The 22,989-nt window shown below is 46.6% G+C and carries 21 protein-coding genes; 10 read left to right on the top strand and 11 right to left on the bottom strand.

Going from position 1 to position 22,989, the window contains the following annotated elements; translation table 11 throughout:
- The first annotated feature begins 315 nt into the window (after window positions 1-315).
- From IPJ02_00750 to IPJ02_00765, 4 genes are all read left to right on the top strand, one after another.
- Entirely contained in the window at window positions 316-759 is a 444-nt protein-coding gene (locus IPJ02_00750; protein MBK7374135.1) for a hypothetical protein, read from the top strand.
- A 70-nt stretch (window positions 760-829) separates the two neighbouring features.
- The gene (locus IPJ02_00755) at window positions 830-1,660 is read left to right on the top strand and encodes a DUF4062 domain-containing protein (protein ID MBK7374136.1); all 831 of its coding nucleotides are present in this window, start codon (window positions 830-832) and stop codon (window positions 1,658-1,660) included.
- A 624-nt stretch (window positions 1,661-2,284) separates the two neighbouring features.
- Window positions 2,285-4,153, top strand: coding sequence for a DUF1800 family protein (locus IPJ02_00760; GenBank protein MBK7374137.1), 1,869 nt, complete (start codon window positions 2,285-2,287; stop codon window positions 4,151-4,153).
- A gap of 18 nt (window positions 4,154-4,171) precedes the next feature.
- Entirely contained in the window at window positions 4,172-6,019 is a 1,848-nt protein-coding gene (locus IPJ02_00765; protein MBK7374138.1) for a DUF1501 domain-containing protein, read from the top strand.
- A gap of 68 nt (window positions 6,020-6,087) precedes the next feature.
- On the opposite strand, the gene IPJ02_00770 is transcribed toward IPJ02_00765, so the two are convergent.
- The 3 genes from IPJ02_00770 to IPJ02_00780 all read right to left on the bottom strand — a co-directional run bounded on the left by IPJ02_00770 (window position 6,088) and on the right by IPJ02_00780 (window position 8,380).
- The gene (locus IPJ02_00770) at window positions 6,088-6,582 is read right to left on the bottom strand and encodes a DoxX family protein (protein MBK7374139.1); all 495 of its coding nucleotides are present in this window, start codon (window positions 6,580-6,582) and stop codon (window positions 6,088-6,090) included.
- Window positions 6,583-6,691: 109 nt separating this feature from the next.
- Window positions 6,692-7,798, bottom strand: a complete 1,107-nt coding sequence (gene nagA, locus IPJ02_00775; GenBank protein ID MBK7374140.1) for an N-acetylglucosamine-6-phosphate deacetylase — start codon at window positions 7,796-7,798, stop codon at window positions 6,692-6,694.
- Between the two features lie 21 nt (window positions 7,799-7,819).
- Window positions 7,820-8,380 carry a hypothetical protein gene (locus IPJ02_00780; protein ID MBK7374141.1) on the bottom strand — a complete coding sequence of 187 codons (561 nt, stop codon included), beginning with the start codon at window positions 8,378-8,380 and terminating at the stop codon, window positions 7,820-7,822.
- A 346-nt stretch (window positions 8,381-8,726) separates the two neighbouring features.
- On the opposite strand from IPJ02_00780, the gene IPJ02_00785 reads away from it, so the two are divergent.
- Complete coding sequence (locus IPJ02_00785) at window positions 8,727-9,779, top strand: arginase family protein (GenBank protein ID MBK7374142.1); 1,053 nt, start codon at window positions 8,727-8,729, stop codon at window positions 9,777-9,779.
- Window position 9,780: 1 nt separating this feature from the next.
- On the opposite strand, the gene IPJ02_00790 is transcribed toward IPJ02_00785, so the two are convergent.
- The 4 genes from IPJ02_00790 to IPJ02_00805 form a co-directional block, all read right to left on the bottom strand.
- The gene (locus tag IPJ02_00790) at window positions 9,781-10,482 is read right to left on the bottom strand and encodes a thioredoxin fold domain-containing protein (protein ID MBK7374143.1); all 702 of its coding nucleotides are present in this window, start codon (window positions 10,480-10,482) and stop codon (window positions 9,781-9,783) included.
- Window positions 10,483-10,501: 19 nt separating this feature from the next.
- Entirely contained in the window at window positions 10,502-11,482 is a 981-nt protein-coding gene (locus IPJ02_00795; GenBank protein ID MBK7374144.1) for a DUF1028 domain-containing protein, read from the bottom strand.
- Between the two features lie 109 nt (window positions 11,483-11,591).
- Complete coding sequence (locus tag IPJ02_00800) at window positions 11,592-12,377, bottom strand: SDR family oxidoreductase (GenBank protein MBK7374145.1); 786 nt, start codon at window positions 12,375-12,377, stop codon at window positions 11,592-11,594.
- Between the two features lie 30 nt (window positions 12,378-12,407).
- Window positions 12,408-13,067, bottom strand: coding sequence for a hypothetical protein (locus IPJ02_00805; GenBank protein MBK7374146.1), 660 nt, complete (start codon window positions 13,065-13,067; stop codon window positions 12,408-12,410).
- Between the two features lie 322 nt (window positions 13,068-13,389).
- Here IPJ02_00805 and IPJ02_00810 point away from each other — a divergent pair, with 322 nt between their 5' ends.
- The 5 genes from IPJ02_00810 to IPJ02_00830 all read left to right on the top strand — a co-directional run bounded on the left by IPJ02_00810 (window position 13,390) and on the right by IPJ02_00830 (window position 20,155).
- Window positions 13,390-15,282: a type IIA DNA topoisomerase subunit B gene (locus IPJ02_00810; GenBank protein MBK7374147.1), complete on the top strand. Its 1,893-nt coding sequence runs from the start codon at window positions 13,390-13,392 to the stop codon at window positions 15,280-15,282.
- 112 nt (window positions 15,283-15,394) lie between these two features.
- A complete protein-coding gene (locus IPJ02_00815; GenBank protein MBK7374148.1) occupies window positions 15,395-16,210 on the top strand; it encodes a DUF1835 domain-containing protein in 816 nt (271 codons plus the stop codon).
- A gap of 11 nt (window positions 16,211-16,221) precedes the next feature.
- Window positions 16,222-16,587, top strand: coding sequence for a DUF4260 domain-containing protein (locus IPJ02_00820; GenBank protein MBK7374149.1), 366 nt, complete (start codon window positions 16,222-16,224; stop codon window positions 16,585-16,587).
- Between the two features lie 118 nt (window positions 16,588-16,705).
- A complete protein-coding gene (locus IPJ02_00825; protein MBK7374150.1) occupies window positions 16,706-19,222 on the top strand; it encodes a DNA gyrase/topoisomerase IV subunit A in 2,517 nt (838 codons plus the stop codon).
- A gap of 15 nt (window positions 19,223-19,237) precedes the next feature.
- Window positions 19,238-20,155 carry an alpha/beta hydrolase gene (locus tag IPJ02_00830; protein MBK7374151.1) on the top strand — a complete coding sequence of 306 codons (918 nt, stop codon included), beginning with the start codon at window positions 19,238-19,240 and terminating at the stop codon, window positions 20,153-20,155.
- Here the strand turns inward: IPJ02_00830 and IPJ02_00835 are convergent.
- The 4 genes from IPJ02_00835 to IPJ02_00850 form a co-directional block, all read right to left on the bottom strand.
- On the bottom strand, window positions 20,147-20,908 hold the full coding sequence (locus IPJ02_00835; protein MBK7374152.1) for a 3-oxo-5-alpha-steroid 4-dehydrogenase: 762 nt from the start codon (window positions 20,906-20,908) through the stop codon (window positions 20,147-20,149). The genes IPJ02_00830 and IPJ02_00835 overlap by 9 nt on opposite strands.
- A gap of 23 nt (window positions 20,909-20,931) precedes the next feature.
- Window positions 20,932-21,918: an NAD-dependent epimerase/dehydratase family protein gene (locus IPJ02_00840; protein MBK7374153.1), complete on the bottom strand. Its 987-nt coding sequence runs from the start codon at window positions 21,916-21,918 to the stop codon at window positions 20,932-20,934.
- Window positions 21,919-22,030: 112 nt separating this feature from the next.
- The gene (locus tag IPJ02_00845) at window positions 22,031-22,360 is read right to left on the bottom strand and encodes an RNA-binding protein (protein MBK7374154.1); all 330 of its coding nucleotides are present in this window, start codon (window positions 22,358-22,360) and stop codon (window positions 22,031-22,033) included.
- A 93-nt stretch (window positions 22,361-22,453) separates the two neighbouring features.
- The gene (locus tag IPJ02_00850) at window positions 22,454-22,966 is read right to left on the bottom strand and encodes a GNAT family N-acetyltransferase (GenBank protein ID MBK7374155.1); all 513 of its coding nucleotides are present in this window, start codon (window positions 22,964-22,966) and stop codon (window positions 22,454-22,456) included.
- Window positions 22,967-22,989: the final 23 nt, after the last annotated feature.

Genomic DNA, 22,989 nt, shown 5'->3' on the forward strand with positions numbered 1-22,989 from the left:
ATATATTTAATTGGGTATTGATTTTTATTAAATCCTTAAAAGAAAAATTAATTTAGGGTAGGAATCCTCCATAATTTCATCTTGTCCTATCCATTACTCCTCTGAGTCCTCGAAAGTTTGAAAGCATAGAAATGAGTATTAAATCTTAATTGTTTTTATCATGAATGTACCCATGTTAATAGCCGAATACTTAATAATAGGATTCCAGGTTTTACTCTTCTTAACTCTCATCCTATTAAAAATTGAGCATGTCCCTTTAAAATTATTTTTGAATCTTTAAATAATTCCATCTTTAATAATCAATTTAATGTGCTTATGGGCGCAGCGATTTTGGGATTTACATATCTTTTGGGAATGCTGATGGATACAATATGGTATCGAGTTACTCATAAGTGGAGGAAAGGACTTGTAAAAAAGGATTTAAAATTTTATTTCACTAATAGGATTGAACAAGAAAAAACGAAAGAAGAGGACGAAATAAATCAGACACGTAAGTTTACAACTGATGACTTTTATTCCGTTGAAAATAAAATATACGGGCAGGATGGTTTGCGGGAGCGTATTTATCGGAGGAGAGGAAGAATTAGAATATTTAGATCGTCATTATTTCATATTCCATTAATAGTGTTTTCTTTGAGTTTGAATGTTTTTGAATGGTGGATAATTGTACTTGGGATTATACTTGAAATATTTCTATTCTATGCTTTTATGATTGTAAACAAAGAATATATAAAAATGATTGTCTTTTATAAAACATAATTGATAAGATATTTTAAACTTCTTATTATTAAACCAATCTGATTTTACCTTATTTCATAAATTAGTATTAATGAAGGATAAGAAATTACAAGTTTTTGTTTCTTCAACTTTTACGGACCTGATACTTGAGAGACAAGCGGCGGTCGAAGCAATTTTATTGTCTGGCCATATACCTGCTGGCATGGAACTTTTCTCAGCAGGCAATGAATCTCAAATGGAAGTAATAAAAAAATGGATCGATGAATCTGATGTATATCTTTTAATACTTGGTGGTCGATATGGTAGTGTAGATAAAAAGACAGGAAAGAGTTATATACAACTTGAATATGAATATGCAACTTCTAAAAAAAATATGCCTTTATTTTCTTTGGTAATATCTGAAAAGGGGCTTAGAGATAAAGTAAAAGTACTTGGAAAGACTGCAGTAGAGGTCTTTTATGGTAAAGAATTAAAAAAATTTACAAGCAAAGTATCAACTAAAGTTGTTAAATTCTGGGATGATGTTAAGGATATTAAACTTTTCATTTTTACAGCTTTATCTAATTTTAGTGATCGGAATGAACTTGTTGGTTGGATAAGAGCCGACAAACTTGGGAATACAGAATTATTGGCAGGAGAATTTGCGAAGATTTTGAAAGAGAATACGGAGTTAAGGAACAAATTAGAGGGGTTAGAAACAAATGCCAACAAAGAAAATCGATTTGAATTAAAATTTGTTGTTCGACATAATAAAAAGGATAAAATAAATGAGATAATTAAGGAAATCAAGAATTTGGAGGGAGTACAAGATGTAATCGAGGATGAGGGAATCACAGGCAGACGTTATTTGATCATAAAAATTTCAAATAATGCGAATCGCCAGTCTTTGGTTAATAATATCGGTAATATTTTGGATGATTAAAAAGGTACACCCACTGGCCCCCCAACTGGCGCAAGTGTACCTTCGCCGTCGTGGTTGTCCCCTTCCATTCGTAAGCCAACTGGTGCACCAGCACACGCCGCCGTCTGGTCTGCTACCAACGGTGCAAAGCCATGGCATAAAGCAATACCTTCAAAAAAATGTCAATGAGCTGCAGTATAAAATTATAAGCAGCACAATTAAAATCGCCGTTGGTCAGAGACCAGGCGGCAGCTCATGAGTTTAAAAGTGGGTGCAGGTAATGCAATTCTCTCGCCCGGGTTCCTGTCTCCACGAGCCGAAATTACGGGGTGTGGGGATCCGCCAAAAGCGTTTAAGATAAAGACAGGTTAATGGGCGTATCCTTAAAATTTATTTAAGAAATGCCATTGACAGAAGCCCTTTCCCTTTCAAATATTAATTTATTGCCGGTAAGCTAAAATAAGGCGTAAATATTTTTTGATATAACCGTAATTATTTTACCTTCATGGACCTTGATCGTTCAGGAGCAACCCTTATCCCCCCTTTGCCAACTTACCATTAGCATTAAACCCCAATCCCTGTAATGGATTTTAATGCCGGCCTTTACAGGCTGACCAAACATTCATACATATCAAACCATTGTTTATGCCGGAAGAGAAATTAAAGCGCAAAGATTTTCTGAAGAACATTGCAGGCCTTGCCAGGGATACAACAGCAGGCACCCCGGGCGAACCGCCACCGGATGGCCCCGATCCGTTATTCAAAAAATATGCACGGAAGAGCCTGGGCCCACGCCGCTACAGCCAGCGGATGGAAACACCTGTGCCAGGCGGACCGGTATTACTTGAAAGGGTAGGTAATGTTACCAGCGGGCTTAATCCCTATGCAGGGGCCTGGACAACCTGGGAAGTGGCACACCTGCTGCGCCGGGTTGGTTTTGGCGTTAAGAAAACAGAACTGGAAACCCTGCTTGCATTAACTCCATCGGCTGCGGTGGATGCCATGCTTACTCTCAGCGCCCCGGCAAATCCTTCCGCCACGCCTTTGAATCATTACAATAATACAGCAGTGGACAGCAGCGGGGTCTTATTGGGCAACAGCTGGACCACTACTAACCTTACCTATGCCGGTGGAAGCAACGATGGCACTGTTAATTCATATCGCCAGAACAGCCTGATTGACTGGAGCTGGGGATTATGTATCAATGAGAACACCACCATTCGTGAAAAGATGACCCTGTTCTGGTACCATTTCATCCCGGTGAATTTTGACGACGTACGGGGTATGCAGAATAACTCTGCCACCATGTGCAACGATTACATGAACCTGCTTCGTACCAATGCGCTGGGTAATTTCAAGACCCTCATCAAGGCCATTGCAAAAATGCCTGCCATGCTGGTTTACCTCAGCAATCAATACAGTACGGCTTCGGTGCCAAATGAGAACTTTGCCCGGGAATTAATGGAATTGTTCACGCTGGGAAAAGTACCTACGCAGAACTATACCGAACCGGATATCATTGCGGCATCAAAGGTCTTTTCCGGGTGGAGGGTTCCTGGTTTTGTAGCCGCGTACCCGTTCAATCCCGGTTTTAATTCGGCGTATCATAACCAGACCAACAAGACCTTCTCTGCCTTCTTTGGCAATACAACGATCAATAACCAGGCAGGCGCTGCCGGTGCCAATGAATTTGATATCTTCTTTGATATGCTGTTCACCCAGCAGCAGGATACGATCGCAAAGTATATCTGCCGCAGGCTTTACCGGTATTTTGTGTACTACGATATTGATGCAAACATTGAGGCGAATGTAATTGTTCCGCTGGCAGCATTCATGGTGAGCAGTAACTGGGAGATGGCCCCGGTGGTAAGCAAGCTCTTCAAGAGCGAACACTTTTTTGATGTGGCCAATAAGGGCGTGATGATAAAAAGCCCAATAGACTTCATAGCCGGCACCCTGCGGACACTGAATATCAATACAACCGCTGCTCCCGGCGCTTCCGAAGTGATAAACCAGTATGCCATCTGGCAATATTTTCACACCTACGCCAACAGTAACCTGGAGCAGGGTTATGGACTGGTGCCGAATGTATCCGGCTGGAAAGCCTATTACCAGGAACCGATGTTTTACCAGAACTGGATCAATTCCTACAGCATCCAGAAGCGGGCCTCTTTACTCACCAGTTTCATAACCGGGTTCACAACGGGCGGCACCAGCATCAAGATAGATGCCATTGCTTTTGTTCAGCAATTTCCCAGCGCTACCATCCAGGACCCGGATCTGCTGATCGACATCATCATTCAGTACCTGCTCCCGGTTGACCTGCCGGCAACGTATAAGACCGATACAAAGGTGCAGACATTGCTGGGCGGGCAGGTAACGAATAATTACTGGACGACCGCATGGAATAATTATGTGGCCAATCCAACCACCGCCAATACCAATACGGTAAAGACCCGGCTCAATTCCTTATTAACAACCCTGCTTCAACTGGCCGAATACCAGCTGATGTAGTAATAAAATATTCAGATCATGAACCGTAGAAAATTCTTAGGGAACACTGCACTTTTTTCTGTGCCGATGATGATCCAGGGGATCCCCGTCTTTGCGGGAGATGCCAACCTCCATCCGCTGCTGCAGGCGCTTTCCATGCCTACTGCCAATTGCGACCGGGTCTTTGTGATCATCCAGATGAATGGGGGGAATGACGGCCTGAACATGGTGGTTCCATTGGACAGGTATACCGAACTGACCAATGCACGACCCAACATTTTATTGCCGCAGGCATCTGTGTTGCCCCTTACCGGCACAACTACTACCGGGCTGCATCCGGCCATGACGGGATTGAAGAACCTGTTCGATGCAGGAAAGGTGAACCTGGTACAAGGTGTTACATACCCCAATCCCAATTTCAGCCATTTCCAGGCGCAGGATATATGGTTCACCGGTTCTACTACCATCCCTTCACCAAGCACGGGCTGGCTGGGCCGGCAACTGGATATGGCGTATCCTGGTTATCCCACGGGCTATCCCAATACAAACAGCCCCGATCCGCTGGCCATACAGATCGGTGGCGCATTGCCTTTGTCATTGGCCGGTCCTAATATAAACATGGGCTATAATGCACCCAACCCTTCTGCCCTGATCAATGTGGCAACGGGTACCCCTGGTCCGGCGCCATTGAGTGATTATGGAACAGAGTTAACTTTCCTGCGGCTCATGAAGGACCAGAGCAATGCATATACTACCCGTATTTCAACTGCTTACAATGCACAGGCAACACAATCCACCATGTATCCGGCCTCGGGCAATACCTTGGCAGACCAGCTGAAAATCGTGGCCAGGCTGGTAGGGGGCGGATTGAAGACACCCGTTTATATCGTGAATCACCCGAATAGTTTTGATACGCACGTTGACCAGGTAACGGCCGGTAATACGGTGGCTGGGTCCCATGCGGATATCCTTTCCAAGCTTTCCGTTGCCATTTCTGCATTCCAGGACGACATAACGCTGATGGGTAAGGCAACAAAAGTGACCGGCATGACCTTCAGTGAATTTGGCCGCCGGGTGATCAACAATACCAGCTACGGCACCGACCACGGTTCCGGCGCCCCGGTAATTTTCTTTGGCGCCATGCTGAATGGAGGAGTTACCGGCACATCCCCGGTGTTGCCAACCAATCCAACCGGCAGCACACAGGTTCCCTTGCAATACGATTACCGGCAACTGTATTCTACCGTAATGCAGAAGTGGCTCTGCACGTCGGAAACGGAGGCGGCCACCATCCTCAATGGAACTTTTCAGACCATTCCCATCTTCAACGAGATATTGCTGCCCCTGGAAGGAATTGAATTAAAGGCAGGCTGGGATGGCGGCTTTGCCAAACTGGAGTTTGAGGTTTATGAGAACGACCGCTTTGACCGCTTCTGCATTGAACGCTCTGAGAACGCAACCAGCTTTACAGAAATAAATACGGTGAGGAATACCAGCAACAGCACCCAGGAACGATATATTTACATGGATGAACGCATCAATGCCCCCGAGGTATATTACCGGGTGAAGGGTATCTCCAGGCAGGGAGCGCCCACCTACTCAAAGATCGTAAAACTGAAGAATACCGGCAGGCAGGATATACGGGTATTCCCGAATCCCGTGACCAACTTCACCATCAATGTGGAGTTCCTTACAAAAGTGAGCGGCCATGTGGAATTGACCATTTATGGAATGCTGGGCGAAAAATTATATTATAACCAGGTAAACCCGGCAGGCAACCGCACCATAAAATTCAAAGTGCCGAACCTGTTCAGTGTAAAGACCCTTTACATACTGAGTGTATCGTACGACGGAAACGTGGTGAATGAGAAAATAATATTTGAATAAGCGTTCCCATTCCAGGTACTCCTTCCATTTCTCTTCCTGCATTATTTTAAAGAAGGGATCCCCCTTCTTTATATCTCATGCCGGTCTTTTTTGATCCGGGTTATATAATCCTCGTGTTCCTTCTGGTGCTCTTCCGGCGGCATTTTTACAGACAGCGGCCCGTTGCCGATGATCAGGAAATAAATAAGTAACAGGAGGATGATGATGGAAAGGAACAGTTCGGAATAGGGGCTGAATGCATCTTTTGTTGCATTGATGTTGACGAAGACGATGGCTCCCATGAGCACCGGTATCTGGATCAGGCAGGCTGCACGGGTGAACATGCCGATGGTTAAAAAAAGCCCGCCTAAAATATGGGCAAAAGTTACATAGTGCCCGATCAGTATGATCATGAACTCACTGAAAGGGGAAGTATTCTTCATCAGGCTGATGAGCGAACTGGTGTTGCGGAGGAAGTCAACGCCTTTATAACAGAGAAAGATCCCTAAAGCAATGCGGATCAGGTCCAGCCATTTCGGGTGATGCCTGTCACCCCAGTATTCAAATTTTTCGATGAGGTTCATAACGGTTCAATTTAAACGTGAAAAGAAAGAACTGCTATAAATCTAAATCTTTTCGGGCAGAGATGCAAGAGACCGGCGGGTTGTTTTATGATTTTACCAATGATATTGGTCAGGAAAGGAGTTTCACGGCTGTGCTGCCGGGCAATTGCGGCAGCAAAACCATTTCAGCTTTATATCCTTTAGCGATCCTTCCAAGCTTATCATCCATATTCATCACCTGTGCCGGGTAAAGGCTGCACATGCGCAGCGCTTCATCCGGTTCAATACCGCAATGGTTCACCAGGTTCTGCAATGCCTTGTACATGGTCAGTGCCGAACCGCTGAGAATACCGTCTGCAGTAAATTTATCTCCTTCAGGCTTGTGCCGGTAATATCCTTCGGCAGTGGTTGTCACCGCATCGGTAATCGCAAAGAGTCGATGCTGCATTATCTTTTTGGCAATTTTTACGGCTGCAAAATCAACATGATGCCCATCGGGGATAATGCTTGCCATCACAGCCGGATGGTTGAATGCGGCGCCCACCAAACCGGGGCTGCGGTGCTGCAAGGGGCTCATGGCATTATACAGGTGGGTGACGGCCGTGATACCGTGATCAAAACTTTGCATGGCTTCTTCGTATGTTGCATTGCTGTGGCCTGCAAAGATCTTTATCCCGTATGAAAGAATAAGACCGATCACTTCCCGGCTGCAGACCTCCGGGGCGAGGGTGATGATCCTGATAACTCCTTTGCCGTATTTCAATAATGCTTCGGCTTCTTCTTTTGTGGGAGCGTGGATCAATGATTCAATATGGGCGCCTCTTTTAACCTGGTTTATCCAGGGGCCTTCGATATGCAATCCCAATATTCCTTCGCCGCCTTGTTCCCAGTATTCCCTTACCGCATCAATACATTGATAAAATATTTCCGGTTCATTAGTGGCAACAGTGGGCATGCAAAAAGCTGCGCCGCCTTTAGCACAATGATCATTTAATGATTGAAGGGATGCAGGGGTGGGATAGACGGCGAATAATCTTTCATGAGCCCCATATACCTGCAGGTCGATGAATGCAGGGGCCAGTATGCTGCCGGGAAATGCTTCGGCAGGGATATCTTTATCCAGGACATCAACAGGCAATACATCTCTTATCATGCCGTCCTCAACCAGCACGGCATGTGCTTTAAGAAATGTATCGCCTGTAAAGACAATATCCGGGATATACACTTTTGCTGCCATGGCAGCAAAAATAGGATAAGCTTATCTCAATTTGATGATTATACCGCCCTGTATTCGGGTAATATCGTACCCGGCTTCAATATTGAAACCAAATGAAGGAGTGACAAAGTAAGAAGCACCCACAAAGCCGCCAAATACCGGGATCACTTCATTCTGCTTTACATTCCCGTTCCTGTTGTACTCGTACCGGTGAAAACCCACGCCGGCAGAAAGGCCTGCATACGTGTCCAGGTTCCGTACGTTCCAGCCGTGGTGCCAGGCAGAACGGCCCCCAACGATCAGGGTACTTGTTTTGTAATTGTCGTAATAACCTCCGCTCGAAAAGGAAGCGCCGGCTTCAACACCCAGTGTTATTACTCCCGGGCCGGCCTGCCATAAACCGAACTCAAGAGCGCCCTTGGTGCCCAGTGCGGAATTGTAATAATCACTTTTGTATTCCGTGCCGGAACCTATGCCGGCATTAAATGTGATGCTGCCTTTTTGTACAGGCGAAAGGGTTCCCCGGTCTTGTGCAGCGGCTGCTGCAGATAAACTGATACCGAGGATCACTAAGATTGCGGAAATTCTGGTTTGTTTTTTCATACTCCGCACCAAACAAATATTATACCAACAGAATATATTGACAAGAAACAGGCCGTTAATATTATTAAAAAAGTAACCGGCATGAAATGCTGCCCTGTGTTGCCTTGAATACTGCCTGTTTGCTTACGAATCGGTAGTGTATCAGTTTGAAGATTTTGAACCACAAATCCTGTCAGGCTGTCCCGATAGCTATCGGGATGTCGAAGCTGATCGTACTGATAAATCGCCTTCGACACCCTTCGACAAACTCAGGATGACAAAGGCTGACATTTATTTTTTCTAACTGATACACTACCTGCGCATCCGGCGGGCCACCGGATAGTAAGATTTTCCCTAACTTTCCCGGATGAAACATTTTAAGTTTTACAGCAAGGAAGACATTTTATCGCTCACGCGGGTACGCCGTTTTGAAACAAAGATCGGGGAGCGGCTGCAGTACCTGAAAAACGGCGAAGAATGGCCCGAAGTGCTTCAGCAATCCGCTGCCCGCTATGTTGTACTGGGTATACCGGAAGATTTTGGCGTAAAGGCCAACTACGGCATCGGGGGAACCGATACGGCCTGGCTTTCCTTCCTGTCGGCATTTCTGAATGTACAAAGCAATGATCTTATGCCCGGCGAAAATATCCTGTTGCTGGGCCATTTTGATTTTGGCGATGTTAAATTCCTGATCGAGAACAATGCGTACAATGCGGAAGAAAAGATCAATGCCTACCGCCACGCCATTCATATCATTGATGAGGAGGTGGAGAACCTGCTGAAAGTGATCGCATCCCTTAAAAAGATACCCATTGTGATCGGCGGGGGACATAATAATGCCTATCCAATCATTAAAGGCGTGGCCAAGGGGCTGCACAAGGCCGAACTCATTCCGCTATCGCAGATCAATTGCATAAACCTGGACGCACATACCGATTACAATGCAGCCGATGGGCGTCACAGCGGCAATGGTTTCCGCTATGCCGAGGAAGACGGGTACCTGGGGAAGTATTGCATGATCGGGCTGCACGAAAATTATATCGCACAGAATGTGCTGATGGATATCCACAACAATCCATTCATTGACTATATCAGCTACGAGGACATTTTCATCCACGAACGGAAGAATTTCATACAGGCCGTGGCCCATGCAACCGGGTTTACCGAGGATACCTATACCGGCATCGAACTTGACCTCGACTGCGTGGAGAATACCCTCAGCAGCGCCCTCACGCCAACCGGCCTGGGTCCTTTGCATGCAAGGAAGTTCGTGACCTTTGCAGCCCAGGATGCCAAAGTTGCTTACCTGCATATCTGCGAAGGCGCCACCCAACTGGCCGATGGAAGAAAGAATGAATCAACCGGTAAACTGATCAGTTACCTCGTAAGTGATTTTATTAAAGAAAGGACACAGGAGTAGATCATTTTACCTGCTCAGCCAGTTCCTTCTCATCCGCCATGCCATCCCTGCGCCAAACCTGTTTTCCATCTTTAAAAATGATGAACACGGGCAGTGCCGTTACTTTATATTGCTGCAGGATATCCTGGTCGCGGCCTCCATCCACTTTAACCAGGGTGAATTTACCGGGGTTATTTGCCTCCAGGCTTTTCAGTACCGGTTCCATTTTCCGGCAGGGCGGGCACCACTCGGCGCCAAAATCAACCAACACGGTCTTTGAACTGCTGATGGCATAATTGAATTCCTCCCTGCTCATCTGCTTTTCATTGCTGCTGCCTTCCAGGGGTTTGCTGGCAGCTTTCCATGCATTGGTACCCCCGCTCAGTTCATACACATTCTCATAACCCATCTTCCGGAGTTTCCGGGCCGCCGCAGCGCTTCTTCCTCCCGAAAGGCAATATACATACACGGGTTTATTCTTATCAATGAAGGCGATCCTGCGTTCAAATTCTTTGGGGTCGTTCCAGTTGGCCTGTAAGGCATTCTTTATATGGCCGGAAAAAAATTCACCGGGTGTTCGTACATCCAGTATCTGTATGTTCTCTTTTGTGCTGATCTCTTTTTCAAATTCCTCTGCCGATAAACTGGTCTTTGATTGTGCAGTGCAGGAGGATAACAGTACAGAGAAGAGGATGGTTTTTACAAGGCGGAACAGGTCTTTCATTTCATTTTTTTTTGCAAAGTTATTTCAATAATTCCTTCAGGTCTGTTTCTGAAACGTTAAGGAGCTTCACCCTGGGCAGCCGGCGGGTAAGTTCCCGCCAGTTGGGATCCTTTTGATAGATCGCCTGCAGCATTTTTGAAGCTTCACCCACGTTCTTATTATTGGCCAGGGTGATGGCGGTCCAGTATCTCATTTCTAAATTCTCCGGGAACATCTTCATCGCAGTGCCGTATTCTTCCATGGCCAGTTTCATGTCATTCTTTTCCGTGGCCAGGTCGCCCTTGTCCATGTGCTCATAAGCCCGGTACAGCCTGAGCAGCCTGTCCAGTTCATCCAGCGGTGCAGTATCATCGTCAACACGCAGGTCGATCAACCGTTCATTCCATGGCTGGCCCGTGCTTTTGCCAGCCACCACCAGGATAGCGGCCGATTGTTTGCCCCGGATATCACCCCCAACAGCCTGGGCGGCATGCAGGGCAACCAGGATGCGTTCGGCCAGCGGCTTTCCTTCACTGCCTTCAAATGCTTTTGCCATGGCCTCATTCACTTTATCGGTAAGCATCATGTTGCTCTGGACCGAATAGTTCCTGCCAACGATATTACCCGCATGGTCGATACAGTTTTTGCCGGTAAAGGAATTCACATTCCCGTTTGCATCGATCATGGCCACCTGCCGCACTTCCCTTCCTTCATCAGCGGCCAGTAATTCCTTTAAAGCATCGGGGGCCGTTTTTCCCTGCTTCATCAACGCAAGCCCTTTGAGGCCATAACTTTTATTTACAAAAGACTGCGTTGCCACCACGCCCACGCCGGCTTCGCCCCAACTGACAGCCGTACCTACGCTGAACCAGTGCGTTTGCACACCCACGCCCATTTCACCCGTGACCGGGTCTCTTGCCACGATGGAAAATGTATGAGCCAGGCCGGCTTCTTTCTTATAAAAATGGGCGGAGATATCCGTATGGATGAACAGGACGGCAACGAGGAGGATGTATTTCATATTTGGAAGCAGGGTTTGAAGTTTGATGTTTGAAGTTTGAGGTTCATAGCCGGGGTAATCCAGGATCTTGTATCCGGCATCTGGTATCCCGTATCCGGCATCCCTTCCCTTACAGGCAACCCAGCCTTCCTCCGTCAACTGGCAGGTTGATCCCGTTGATATAAGCGGCGGCAGGGGAGCAGAGAAAAGCAACCGCAGCGCCAAATTCTTCGGGCTGCCCGATCCTTCCGGCAGGGATCTCAGCCACCAGGTCCTTCATCACTTCCTCTTCCGTTTTATTGGCGGCTTTTGCTTTGGAAGCGATCACATAATCGGCCCGGACGGTTTTGGTAAAACCCGGTAACACATTATTTACCGTGATGCCAAAGGGCCCCAGTTCGGTTGCCAGTGTTTTTGCCCAGTTGGCAACAGCGGCCCGTATGGTATTGCTTACGCCCAAACCGGCAATGGGACTTTTAACAGATGTGGAAATGATATTGATGATCCTGCCAAAGCCTGCATCTTTCATGCACGGCACTACGGCCTGGGTGAGGTTATGGTTATTGATGAGGTGGTTATTGAATGCAGCCAGGAATTCTTCGGGTTTTGCATTTAATGCAGTACCGCCCGGGGGGCCCCCGGTATTATTGACAAGTATATGAACCGTTGCCTTTTTCACAAAACCATCGATGGCAGTTTTTACGTTGGCGGTATCCGAAAAATCAGCCACCAGGTATTGGTGCTGCTGCCCTTTGGATGTATCCAGCGTTTTTACCGCCGCCCCCAGCTTCTCTTCATCACGGGCCATCAAAACAATATGGGCTCCCAGTAAAGCCAGTTCAGCAGCGCTGGCATAGCCCAGCCCCTGTGTGCTTCCGCAAACCACGGCGGTCTTTCCAGACAGATCAAGGTTCATGTAAATGATTTGGATAAAGCTACTACTATTTTAATTTTTACGCTGCTGTTTGTTATTATTCAGGTCAACGATCACTTTTTTCTTTTGCATATCCTCTATTATCTTAAGCCCGTTCTCGTGGGCCTGGCCGGATGCAGAAGTGGGGTCGAATGAGCGGGTGCGGACAGAATAGATGTGCTTGTCTGCACCCACTTCAAAGAAATTGCTTTCCCAGAAATATTTGGTGGTGGAAGTGTAGTAACCGGGCGTATAGATCTTATCAAACACGCTGGAATAATATTTATCAAACTGGTCATACGAATTGGCCGGTCTTTCCACTATTCTTGCTGGCACATAGATCTCTTCTTTTTCCATACTCAGCAAAACGATCGTTGCCACGGCATCCACACCGGTGTTCTTAAATTCATCCACGATCTCTTTTTCTGTGAATTTTTTAAATGCCCGGTTGCCATATACTTCCATGCTGGAAATGGCATGGTAACCTTTGCTGATGAGGTCATTCATAAGATGTGTTTCCATCTCCCTGCGCAGGGCGCTGTCTTTTTCGGTGAGGATGCCCCAGACCATGATATTGTGATATTCTTTTGTTACCGCATCTTCTGCCCTCCAGGAAGAAACGAGTTTGGTACTGCTGCAGGAAATAAAGAACAGGGCTGAAAAAATAGCAATGGAGCTTTTAATTCGTTTCATGATCATACTTTTCATAAAGGTAAGGCGGTACGCTTTACCCGGGTATGATTTAGCGCAACCGCCCATCAAATTTTTTGCACTCTGAATTTATTGCTGAACAGAACCAGCCTTTTTCTCACATTTAAGGACCCGATGTGGATAATTCGGTCAAAGCATAAGTCCCTGCATTCCGTTATATTCGCAGCCTTGAAGAACGTTATTGGTTAATTGGTTAATCCGTAAATCCGTAAAGCGGCATTTAGTTTTGAGGCTACATCTCCAACCAGTTAACAGATCAACAGATTAACGGATTAACAAATTAACAGATTAACGATCAATAATTATGGCCGAGAAAGATCTATTTGATTATACGGAGGAGTCCATAAAGAGCCTCGACTGGAAGGAGCATATCCGCCTGCGGCCCGGTATGTACATCGGCAAACTGGGCGATGGCAGCAGTCCAGATGACGGCATCTATGTATTGCTGAAAGAAGTGATCGATAACTGCATTGATGAACATACCATGGGATATGGCAAGCATGTGGATGTGGAGATAAAAGATAAAACGATCACCGTACGGGATTATGGCCGTGGCATCCCGTTGGGCAAAGTGGTGGATGTGGTAAGCAAAATAAATACCGGCGCCAAATACGACAGCAAGGCTTTTCAAAAAAGTGTGGGCCTGAACGGCGTAGGTACCAAGGCCGTAAATGCATTAAGCAATTATTTTAAAGTATCGGCTTTCCGGGAGGGCAAGGAAAAAACAGCCGAGTTTGAAAGGGGGGTGCTGATCAAAGAATATAAAGAAGTGAGATCATCGGAGGAGAACGGCACCCTGATAACGTTCATCCCCGATGAAAAGGTCTTCAAGAACTTTCATTTTGTACAGGAATACCTCGATAACCAGTTCTGGAATTACTGCTACCTGAATGCCGGGCTGGTGATGAACCTGAATGGCAAACGCTATGTAAGCAAGAATGGCCTGCTGGACCTGTTGCAGCGCAAGACCAACGAAGACGAGATCCGTTATCCCATCATTCATTTGACCGGCGATGACATTGAGATCGCCATCACACATGAGAATGATTACGGCGAAGAGTATTACAGTTTTGTGAACGGCCAGTTCACTACCCAGGGAGGTACCCACCTGGCGGCTTTCCGGGAAGCCTGTGTAAAGACCATCCGGGAGTTTTATAAAAAGGATTACGATGCGGCCGACATACGTGGAAGCATTTGTGCAGCGCTTAGCGTACGGGTACAGGAACCTGTTTTTGAAAGCCAGACCAAGACAAAGCTGGGCTCACAGGTTGTTTTTGAAGGCGGCCCGTCCATGCGGAATTTCATTGGCGATTTTTTGGGGAAGGAACTGGATAACTACCTGCACCGCAACCCGGAAACGGCGGATGCCCTTAAAAGGCGCATTGAACAGAACGAGCGGGAACGCAAGGATATGGCGGGCATTAAAAAACTTGCCAACGAACGGGCCAAAAAAGCGAACCTGCATAATAAGAAACTGCGGGATTGCAAGTTTCATTACAACGATGAAGCAACGGGCAAGGACAAAGACCGGATCTCGGAGAAACAAAAAGAAAGCACCATTTTCATCACCGAGGGAGACAGTGCCAGCGGAAGCATCACCAAGGCAAGGAATGTGGATACGCAGGCGGTGTTCAGTCTGCGGGGTAAGCCGCTCAACTGTTTCGGGCTGACCAAGAAAGTGGTTTATGAAAATGAGGAGTTCAACCTGTTGCAACATGCCCTCAACATTGAAGAAGGTTATGAAGGCCTCCGGTATAATAATATAGTGATCGCTACCGATGCCGATGTGGATGGTATGCACATCCGTTTGTTGCTGATGACCTTCTTCCTGCAGTTCTTCCCCGACCTGGTGAAGAACGGGCATGTATATATATTAGAGACCCCGTTGTTCCGGGTACGCAATAAGCAGGAAACCATTTACTGCTACAACGAAACAGAAAAGCAGGAAGCAACCCGGAAACTCGGCAATAAACCGGAGACAACCCGTTTTAAGGGTTTGGGTGAGATAAGCCCGGATGAATTTGCCCGGTTCATCGGGGATGATATGAAACTGCAGCCGGTGATGTTATTACCCGAAACGCATATCCAGCATTTACTGGAATATTACATGGGAAAGAATACGCCATCCCGGCAGGATTTTATAATAGAGAACCTAAAAGTAGAACTGGACCTGGCAGATGAAGTAATTAAGAATTAAGAATTATAAATTAAAAATTCTTTTATGACCAGGAATGATATAATGACAAAAGCATCTTTAAAATTGAGAACTGACCATTCTTAATTCTTCATTTTTAATTTTTAATTTTTATATGGTTCACATCGTTTTCCAGGAAGCAGATATTGCTGCATTAGAAAAGAGTTTTGAACTGGACGAAACACTACAGGCTGATATCATACAAATAAAGGATGACTTTGCAGTAGGTCCTTTGACAGGGATTTATACCGAAGCAGGGATCGGGAACCGCAGGCAATGGTGGCGGGATGTACTGGCCGGCGGCGATATGGATGGCCATGCGGATTCCGGTGAGGTGGATGATGTTAAAACGGTGGAAGACCTCAAAGCCCGGCTGGATGCCAATGCGGAAGAAACGATCTGGATATGGGCCGCACAGAACAAGCATGATGTTTGCGGGTATTACTGGCTGATGAGCCAGTTAAAGGATTACCCCGGCAGGATATTCATTCTCTACCTGAACAACCTTCCGTTCCTGAATGAAAAGGGAAATCTTTTTTACCCGGAGAACCTGTCTGAGATACCGGCGAAGGAATTTGTAAAAGCAAAAAAACTTGCCCGTGAAATAACCCTCAGCGAATTTGAAGTGGACCCGGATGAGTGGACAAGACTCTGCAACGAGAACAGGGGGATACGGCTGCTGGAAGGAGGGAAGAAACTGGTCCAGCAGGACTATGATCATTATGATGCCGAGTTAAAGAAGTTCATCACCAGCGACTGGCAGAAGGCATCCAGGATCATTCATCATTATTTGAGTAAGGCAAAACAGAAAACGGGGGATATGTATTTGCTGTGGCGCCTGAAAACGATGATCGCCATGGAACTCTTTGATGTGCAGGGAACGGTTGGGAAAATGAAGGACTTTGAAGTAAAGCTCCATACTGCCGGTTAAACTCATTTTGTATGAAGAATATCATCAAATTGGAAGAAATGGTCATGCTGTTGTTCAGTATTTCCAACCTCTATTTCTGGGGGGTGCCCTGGTGGTGTTATCTGTTGCTGGCACTGGGGCCCGATATCAGTATGCTGGGTTACCTGCTCGGAAACAAAGTGGGAGCGGTGTGTTACAATGTCTTTCATCACAAAGGGCTGGCATTGGCAATTTTTATGGCAGGCCTTTTTTATGCTCATGATCCATTCGCAATTGCAGGGGTCATAATGTTCGGGCATTCTTCCATGGACAGGATGTTAGGCTATGGATTAAAATTGGAGGAAGGCTTTAAATTCACCCACCTGGGTATGATCGGGAAAAATAAACATGTTCAATGAACCATATTCAATATTCAACGCTCAGGTCGGTCCGGGGAATCTGACGAGAATAAAAGCTGCTTCAACTGAACATTGCGTGTTGAACATTGCGTATTGAAAATTTGTATTTAAGACAGATATGGCGAAAAGTAAGAACAAAGAAGAATACGAGCACACCGACTCCGGTATCGGTGGCCAGTACAAGACCTGGTTCCTGGATTATGCCAGTTATGTGATCCTGGAAAGGGCGGTTCCTGCCATTGAAGACGGATTGAAACCGGTACAGCGCCGTATACTGCATGCCATGAAAGAAATGGATGATGGCAGGTTTAATAAAGTAGCCAACATCATCGGGCAAAGCATGCAATACCATCCGCATGGCGATGCTTCCATTGGCGATGCCCTGGTGAACCTGGGGCAAAAGGACCTGCTGATCGATACGCAGGGAAACTGGGGCGACGTACGCACCGGTGATGAAGCCGCCGCATCAAGGTATATTGAGGCCAGGCTGAGCAAATTTGCTTTGGAAGTGGCCTTCAATGCAAAAACAACCGAATGGGCGTTGAGTTACGACGGAAGAAAAAATGAACCGGTGACCCTGCCCATGAAATTTCCCTTGCTGCTGGCCCAGGGCGCTGAAGGCATTGCCGTAGGCCTGGCAACGAAGATACTTCCTCACAATTTCTGTGAACTGATAGATGCATCCATTAAATACCTGCGTGGCAAGCGCTTTGAATTACTGCCCGATTTCCAGACAGGCGGCACCATGGATGCCAGCAATTACAATGACGGTGTCCGGGGCGGAAAGATCAGGGTGAGGGCTATCATTGAAGAGCAGGATAAGAAAACACTGGTGATAAAAAGTGTTCCGTTCGGTGTTACCACCACCCAGTTGATGGAAAGCATTGTAAAAGCCAACGACCAGGGTAAGATAAAGATCCGGAAAGTGACCGATCATACTGCCGCAGAGGTGGAGATCATTGTGGAACTGGCCCAGGGCATTTCACCGGACATTACCATTGATGCCTTATATGCTTTTACCGATTGTGAAGTAAGCATCTCTCCCAACACCTGTGTAATTGAAAATGATAAGCCAAGGTTCTTAAAAGTAAGTGAACTCCTGAAAACCTCTGCCGATAATACCCGTGAGTTGCTGCGCCGGGAACTGGAAATACGGCTGGCCGAACTGCAGGAGAAATGGCACTATACATCGCTGGAGAAAATATTCTTTGAAGAAAAGATATACAAGGAGCTGGAGAAAAAACACGAGACCTGGGAAAAAGTGCTGGAAGCAATTGACAAGGCTTTCACTCCTTTCAAGAAACAACTGAAAAGGGCCATTACCCGGGAAGACATCATCAAGCTGACCGAAAAGCCGGTACGCCGCATCTACCGGCTGGATATTGATGAACTGAATGACCAGATAAAAGCGCTGGAGGCAGACATCAAACAGGTCAAACATGACCTGGCAAACCTTACCGATTATGCCGTGGCATATTATGAGAACCTCCTGAAAAAATACGGCAAAGGCAGGGAGCGCAAAACAGAGACCAGGTTATTTGATGTGATACAGGCCAAAACGGTTGCCATTGCCAATACAAAGCTGTATGCAAACTTTGCGGATGGTTTTATCGGTACCGGGCTCAAAAAAGACGAACTGGTTGCCGAGGTATCAGACTTTGATGACATCATCGCTTTTACCAAGGGCGGGATCATGAAGGTGGTGAAAGTATCCGATAAGGTATTCATCGGAAAGGACATCATTCATGTGGCCGTTTTCCAGAAGAATGACGAACGCACTACCTACAATATGGTCTATGTGGACAGCAAGACGGGCGTGAGTTTTGCCAAGCGGTTTAATGTTACCGGCATTACCAGGGATAAGGAATATGACCTGACGAAGGGATCCGAAAAAAGCAGGGTGCATTATTTTTCGGCCAATGCAAACGGCGAGGCCGAAGTAGTGAAAGTGATCCTGAGCCCCAACTGCAGCGCCCGGATAAAAGAATTTGATTTTTATTTTGAAGAACAGGACATCAAGGGCAGGGGAAGCATCGGCAACCAGGTTACCAAGTACCCGGTCAAATCCGTTAAGTTCAAAGAAGCTGGTAAATCCACACTGGATGCAAAGAAACTCTGGTTCGATAATAAGTTTGGCCGGCTCAATACCGAAGAGAAAGGGGAGTACCTGGGTAAGTTTGATGCCGAAGACCGGCTGCTGGTGATCTACAATGACGGCAATTATGAGATAACCGACCAGGAACTGACCCAGCGTTTTGATACCGAAAAGGTTTTGCTGCTTGAAAAATTCGACCCGGGAAAGATCATCACCGCCGTTTATTTCGATAAAGAAAAACTCCAGTACAGTGTAAAGCGGTTCAGGATAGAGACCTCTACCCTGCACAATAAATTCTTCTTCATCAAGGAAGGGGATGGCAATTATCTTGAAACGGTTACCACCGATGAAGAACCCATACTGGCCATGCAAAGCGGCAGGGGGGCACAGGTGCGTAAAGCAAAAGTTAAAATTACCAAAGTGGTGGAAGTGATGGGCTGGAAAGCGCTGGGCAACAAGCTTGCAGATTACAGCAAGTCAATTGAGATGGAATGGGAGCAGAAACACCCGAACAATTCACAGCCTGAGTTGTTTGAATAAACAGAAATTTATTTTATGAAGTACTTCATCCTGGCCCTCATCAGTTTTTCAACGCTGTGCGGGACTGCACAGGACAGTTTAAAATACACTAAAACGGAGCTCATTTATGGCCGCAAGGACGGCATGGCCCTGACCATGATGATGCTGGCACCCAGGCAGCATGCCAATGGCAAAGCGATCATCTACGTGCTCAGCGGCAACTGGGTCTCTTCCGAAAGGATGCTGGAAGCTTTCCCGGAAAGATCGGGCCTGTATATAGATGCCGGGTATACTGTATTTGGGGTAATGGTGGGTTGCCAGCCTCGCTATGCAATACCGGATGAAGTTACTGACCTGAAAAGGGCTGTGCGTTTTGTACGTTACAATGCAGCAAAATTCAAAATAGACGGGGAACGCATCGGTATCACCGGTTCTTCTTCCGGTGGCCATTTATCTTTAATGATCGCAACGGCCGATGAGGTTGCTGATACAAGGTCTTCAGACCCGGTTGACAAGATTTCTGCCCGCGTGCAGGCTGCTGCCGTGTTTTACCCGCCAACCGATTTCCTGAATTATGGCAAGCCCAATACTTTTTCCACCGTTAGCCAGGCAGGACTGGCACTGATGGGAGTTGCCGGCGCTTTCGATTTTAAAGTATGGAACGATACCACCCGTACTTATGTACCGGTAACCAGCCTGGAAAAGCGGATGCAGATCGCAAAAGAAAATTCCCCCATAAACTTTGTCAGCTCAGATGATCCCCCTGTACTCATCATTTACGGAAATAAAGACATCGTGGTTCCCATGCAGCAGTCAGAATCGTTCATAGCCAGGTTGAGGGAAGCAAAGGTTCCCTGCAACTACATCATTAAAGACGGCGGTGGCCACGGCTGGAGGAACAGGGACGTGGAAGAGAAGAATTTTATAGATTGGTTTGATACGTATCTAAAGTAAAAAAGGGATGACCGCTTTTCGGTCACCGGGATATTCTTCAAATTGTTCTTTGTACCATTTGTGATGGGCCAGTGCCCTGGGAATAAGATTGGCTGATGTCCAGATAAAAAAGGTAAGCGCCGGTAAATTCCAGCACAGTATTGCAAAACCCGCCCACTCGATCAGTTCACCAAACATATTCGGACAACTCACCTGGTTGAACAGCCAGCCCCGGGGTATCTTATAACCTGTTTCATCGGGCCTCCGCAGGTTGATAAGGATATTATCTGACCTCCAGTTTATCCATGCCCCCAGCATGAAGATCAGCATCCCGGCAATGAACCTCGTATCGGTGAGCCAGTCATTCTCATTGACTGCAAAATTGCTGAAATAGTACCCCAGGAGAAACGTATTGCAGAGATTAAAGAATATGCCGGAAGCCATGATGAGCACCGGCATTTTTTTTCCTTTGGTATGCAGCCGGAAAGGGAATATAAAACTGCGGTTGAAATAATGCAGGCAGTAAAGCCCGGTCATGATCCCGATGGCCATCGAATGGGTTGTCATATTCCTGATCAAAACATAGCTCATAACAACAAGCGCCGGGAATTCCATAAAGAACCAGCCGAAGCGGTTATCGATCTGTGGCCCCCAGTTGGCAGAACTATGTCTTCCATAAGGAGCAGTGATACGCAGGAGAAGGAAAAAGATGAAAACAGCGATGCCGATCCATGTATATATGATTGCCTGGTAAGTAGGGAAGGAGATCAGCATGGTAAAACAGTCAGCAGTTTATTTTAGTAACCAAGATAACCTTTATTCTTAAACCATTGTATAGTATCCTGAAGCGTTTCCTGGAGCGGACGGCTTGTGTAATTCAATGCTGTTTTTGCTTTATCACTGCTGATGCAGCGGTTTCCATTGAACAGGGCTTCCAGCGCTTCCCGGGTATAAAGCGGTTCTTTCCGTTGCAGGGAAGCCAGTGCTTTCACGAAAGGCAGGCCTGCTTTTGCAGCAGCGGCAGGCAAGGCAACCACGTTGATGTTTTTGGCAGATACGGCTGAGATCATCTGTACCAGTTGTTTCAGGCTGTGCCACTTTCCGCCCAGCAGGTATGATTCGCCGGGGCTTCCCAGGGTAGTTGCATTCAGGATGGCATTGGCAACATCCCTGCAATCGCAGAAATCAAATCCACCGTTGAAAATAAAGGGAAGCCGGCCCCTGTACAGGTCAATGATCACCTGTCCCATTAAGGAAGGTTTGAAATCATGCGGGCCTATGATGGAAGTGGGGTTAACAACGATCGTTTCCATGCCCCGCCCGTTGGCATCCAGTGCGATCTGCTGCCCGGCCAGTTTGGAACGGTCGTATGCAAAGGCATTTTCATCAACAGGGTCCCGCTGTTCATCTAAAATATGTGAAGAGGGTTGTTGCCGGTAAGCATGAATGGAACTGATGTGGATGCATCGTTTTACGCCGGCCTGCCTGGCAATGTCTATTACCGACCTTGTTCCTTCTACATTTGTCCGGTGAACGAGGCCCCTGGGATCTCCGTTCACAGAAATTACGGCCGCACTATGAATAAGAACATCACAATCCTGCATCAGTTTTTTTAATGAGCCCGTATCAAACAGGTCGCCCTTTACTATTTCAACCGGCAGGTCTTTAAGGGAGGCAGCTTTCTCATCCCGTGACAATGCATTGGCAGGAATATTTCTTTTGCAGATCTCCTGCAGCAGGGCCGAACCCAAATGGCCGCTTGCACCGGTCAACGCAATTCTCATGGAGGCTTTTTCTTTCGGTCAAGGTATTTATTTTTTCTGAACGGGGGCAAATAAAAAACAGCAGGATGGCTGCTGTTCAGTTAATATGATATGGTAAATGGTAATGCGGTGTTTAATACCGGTCGCGGTTATTGGTGAACCGGTTCCTGTTATTATTGAAACCGCCTTTTGCCCCGCCGCCTCCGCCAGATGGCGGACCGGATCTTTCTTCTGCTTCTTTTACAACCAGTGGTTTTTTACCCAGTGAGATATCTTTCAGGTTTTCAATGGCATCTCTTGCTTCTTCGCTGTTTGGCATGTCAACAAAACCAAACCCTTTGCTTTTGCCGGTCTCCCGGTCCATGGCAACTTTTGCGGAAGCGATCGTACCAAATTTTTCAAATATTTCTGTGAGTTCAGCATCATCCAGGTCGTATGGTAACCCGGCTACGAATAGTTTCATGCAGGTGATTTTTGACGAAAATACAAAACTTATTCAGGTATTTGCATTTTAACCGGTTTAATTATTGGGGTATGGGAATGACCGATCCGGGGCTTATCCGGCTGCTTTTTCAAACAGCCTGAGCTCATCCGCATCAACGGAAAGCCTTATCAGCTTTGTGAAATTAAAACCAAGCTTTTCCAGCAAAGCGATCGAGCTGATGTTTTCGGGAGAAGTAATGGCCAGTATGCGTTTCATGCCTAACACAGCATGGGCATGTTTTAATATGGCTTCGGCCGATTCAAAAGCATAGCCCTTCCCGGTGTACCCGGGTAAAAAAGCAAAGCCAATGTCTGCATGTTCCAGTGTATCACGTTGCAGCAGTCCGCACATGCCGATGGGCCTGCCGTCGGTTTTTAATTTAACTGCGTATAGTCCGAAACCAAGCCGGGCATAACTTTTTTGTGGGCCATTTTTGATATATTGCCTGGCATCTTCCAGGGTCCGTATATTCTTGTCGCCGATGTAGCGGATCCAGGATGGATCATTCAGCAACTCAAGGATGAAGGGGGCATCACCGGCTGTGAACCTGCAGATCAATAAGCGGTTGGTTTCAAAAACGGGCATAGTGCATCAACTGTAATAAAGAT

The sequence above is a fragment of the Chitinophagaceae bacterium genome (assembly GCA_016710165.1).
GTDB lineage: Bacteria > Bacteroidota > Bacteroidia > Chitinophagales > Chitinophagaceae > Ferruginibacter.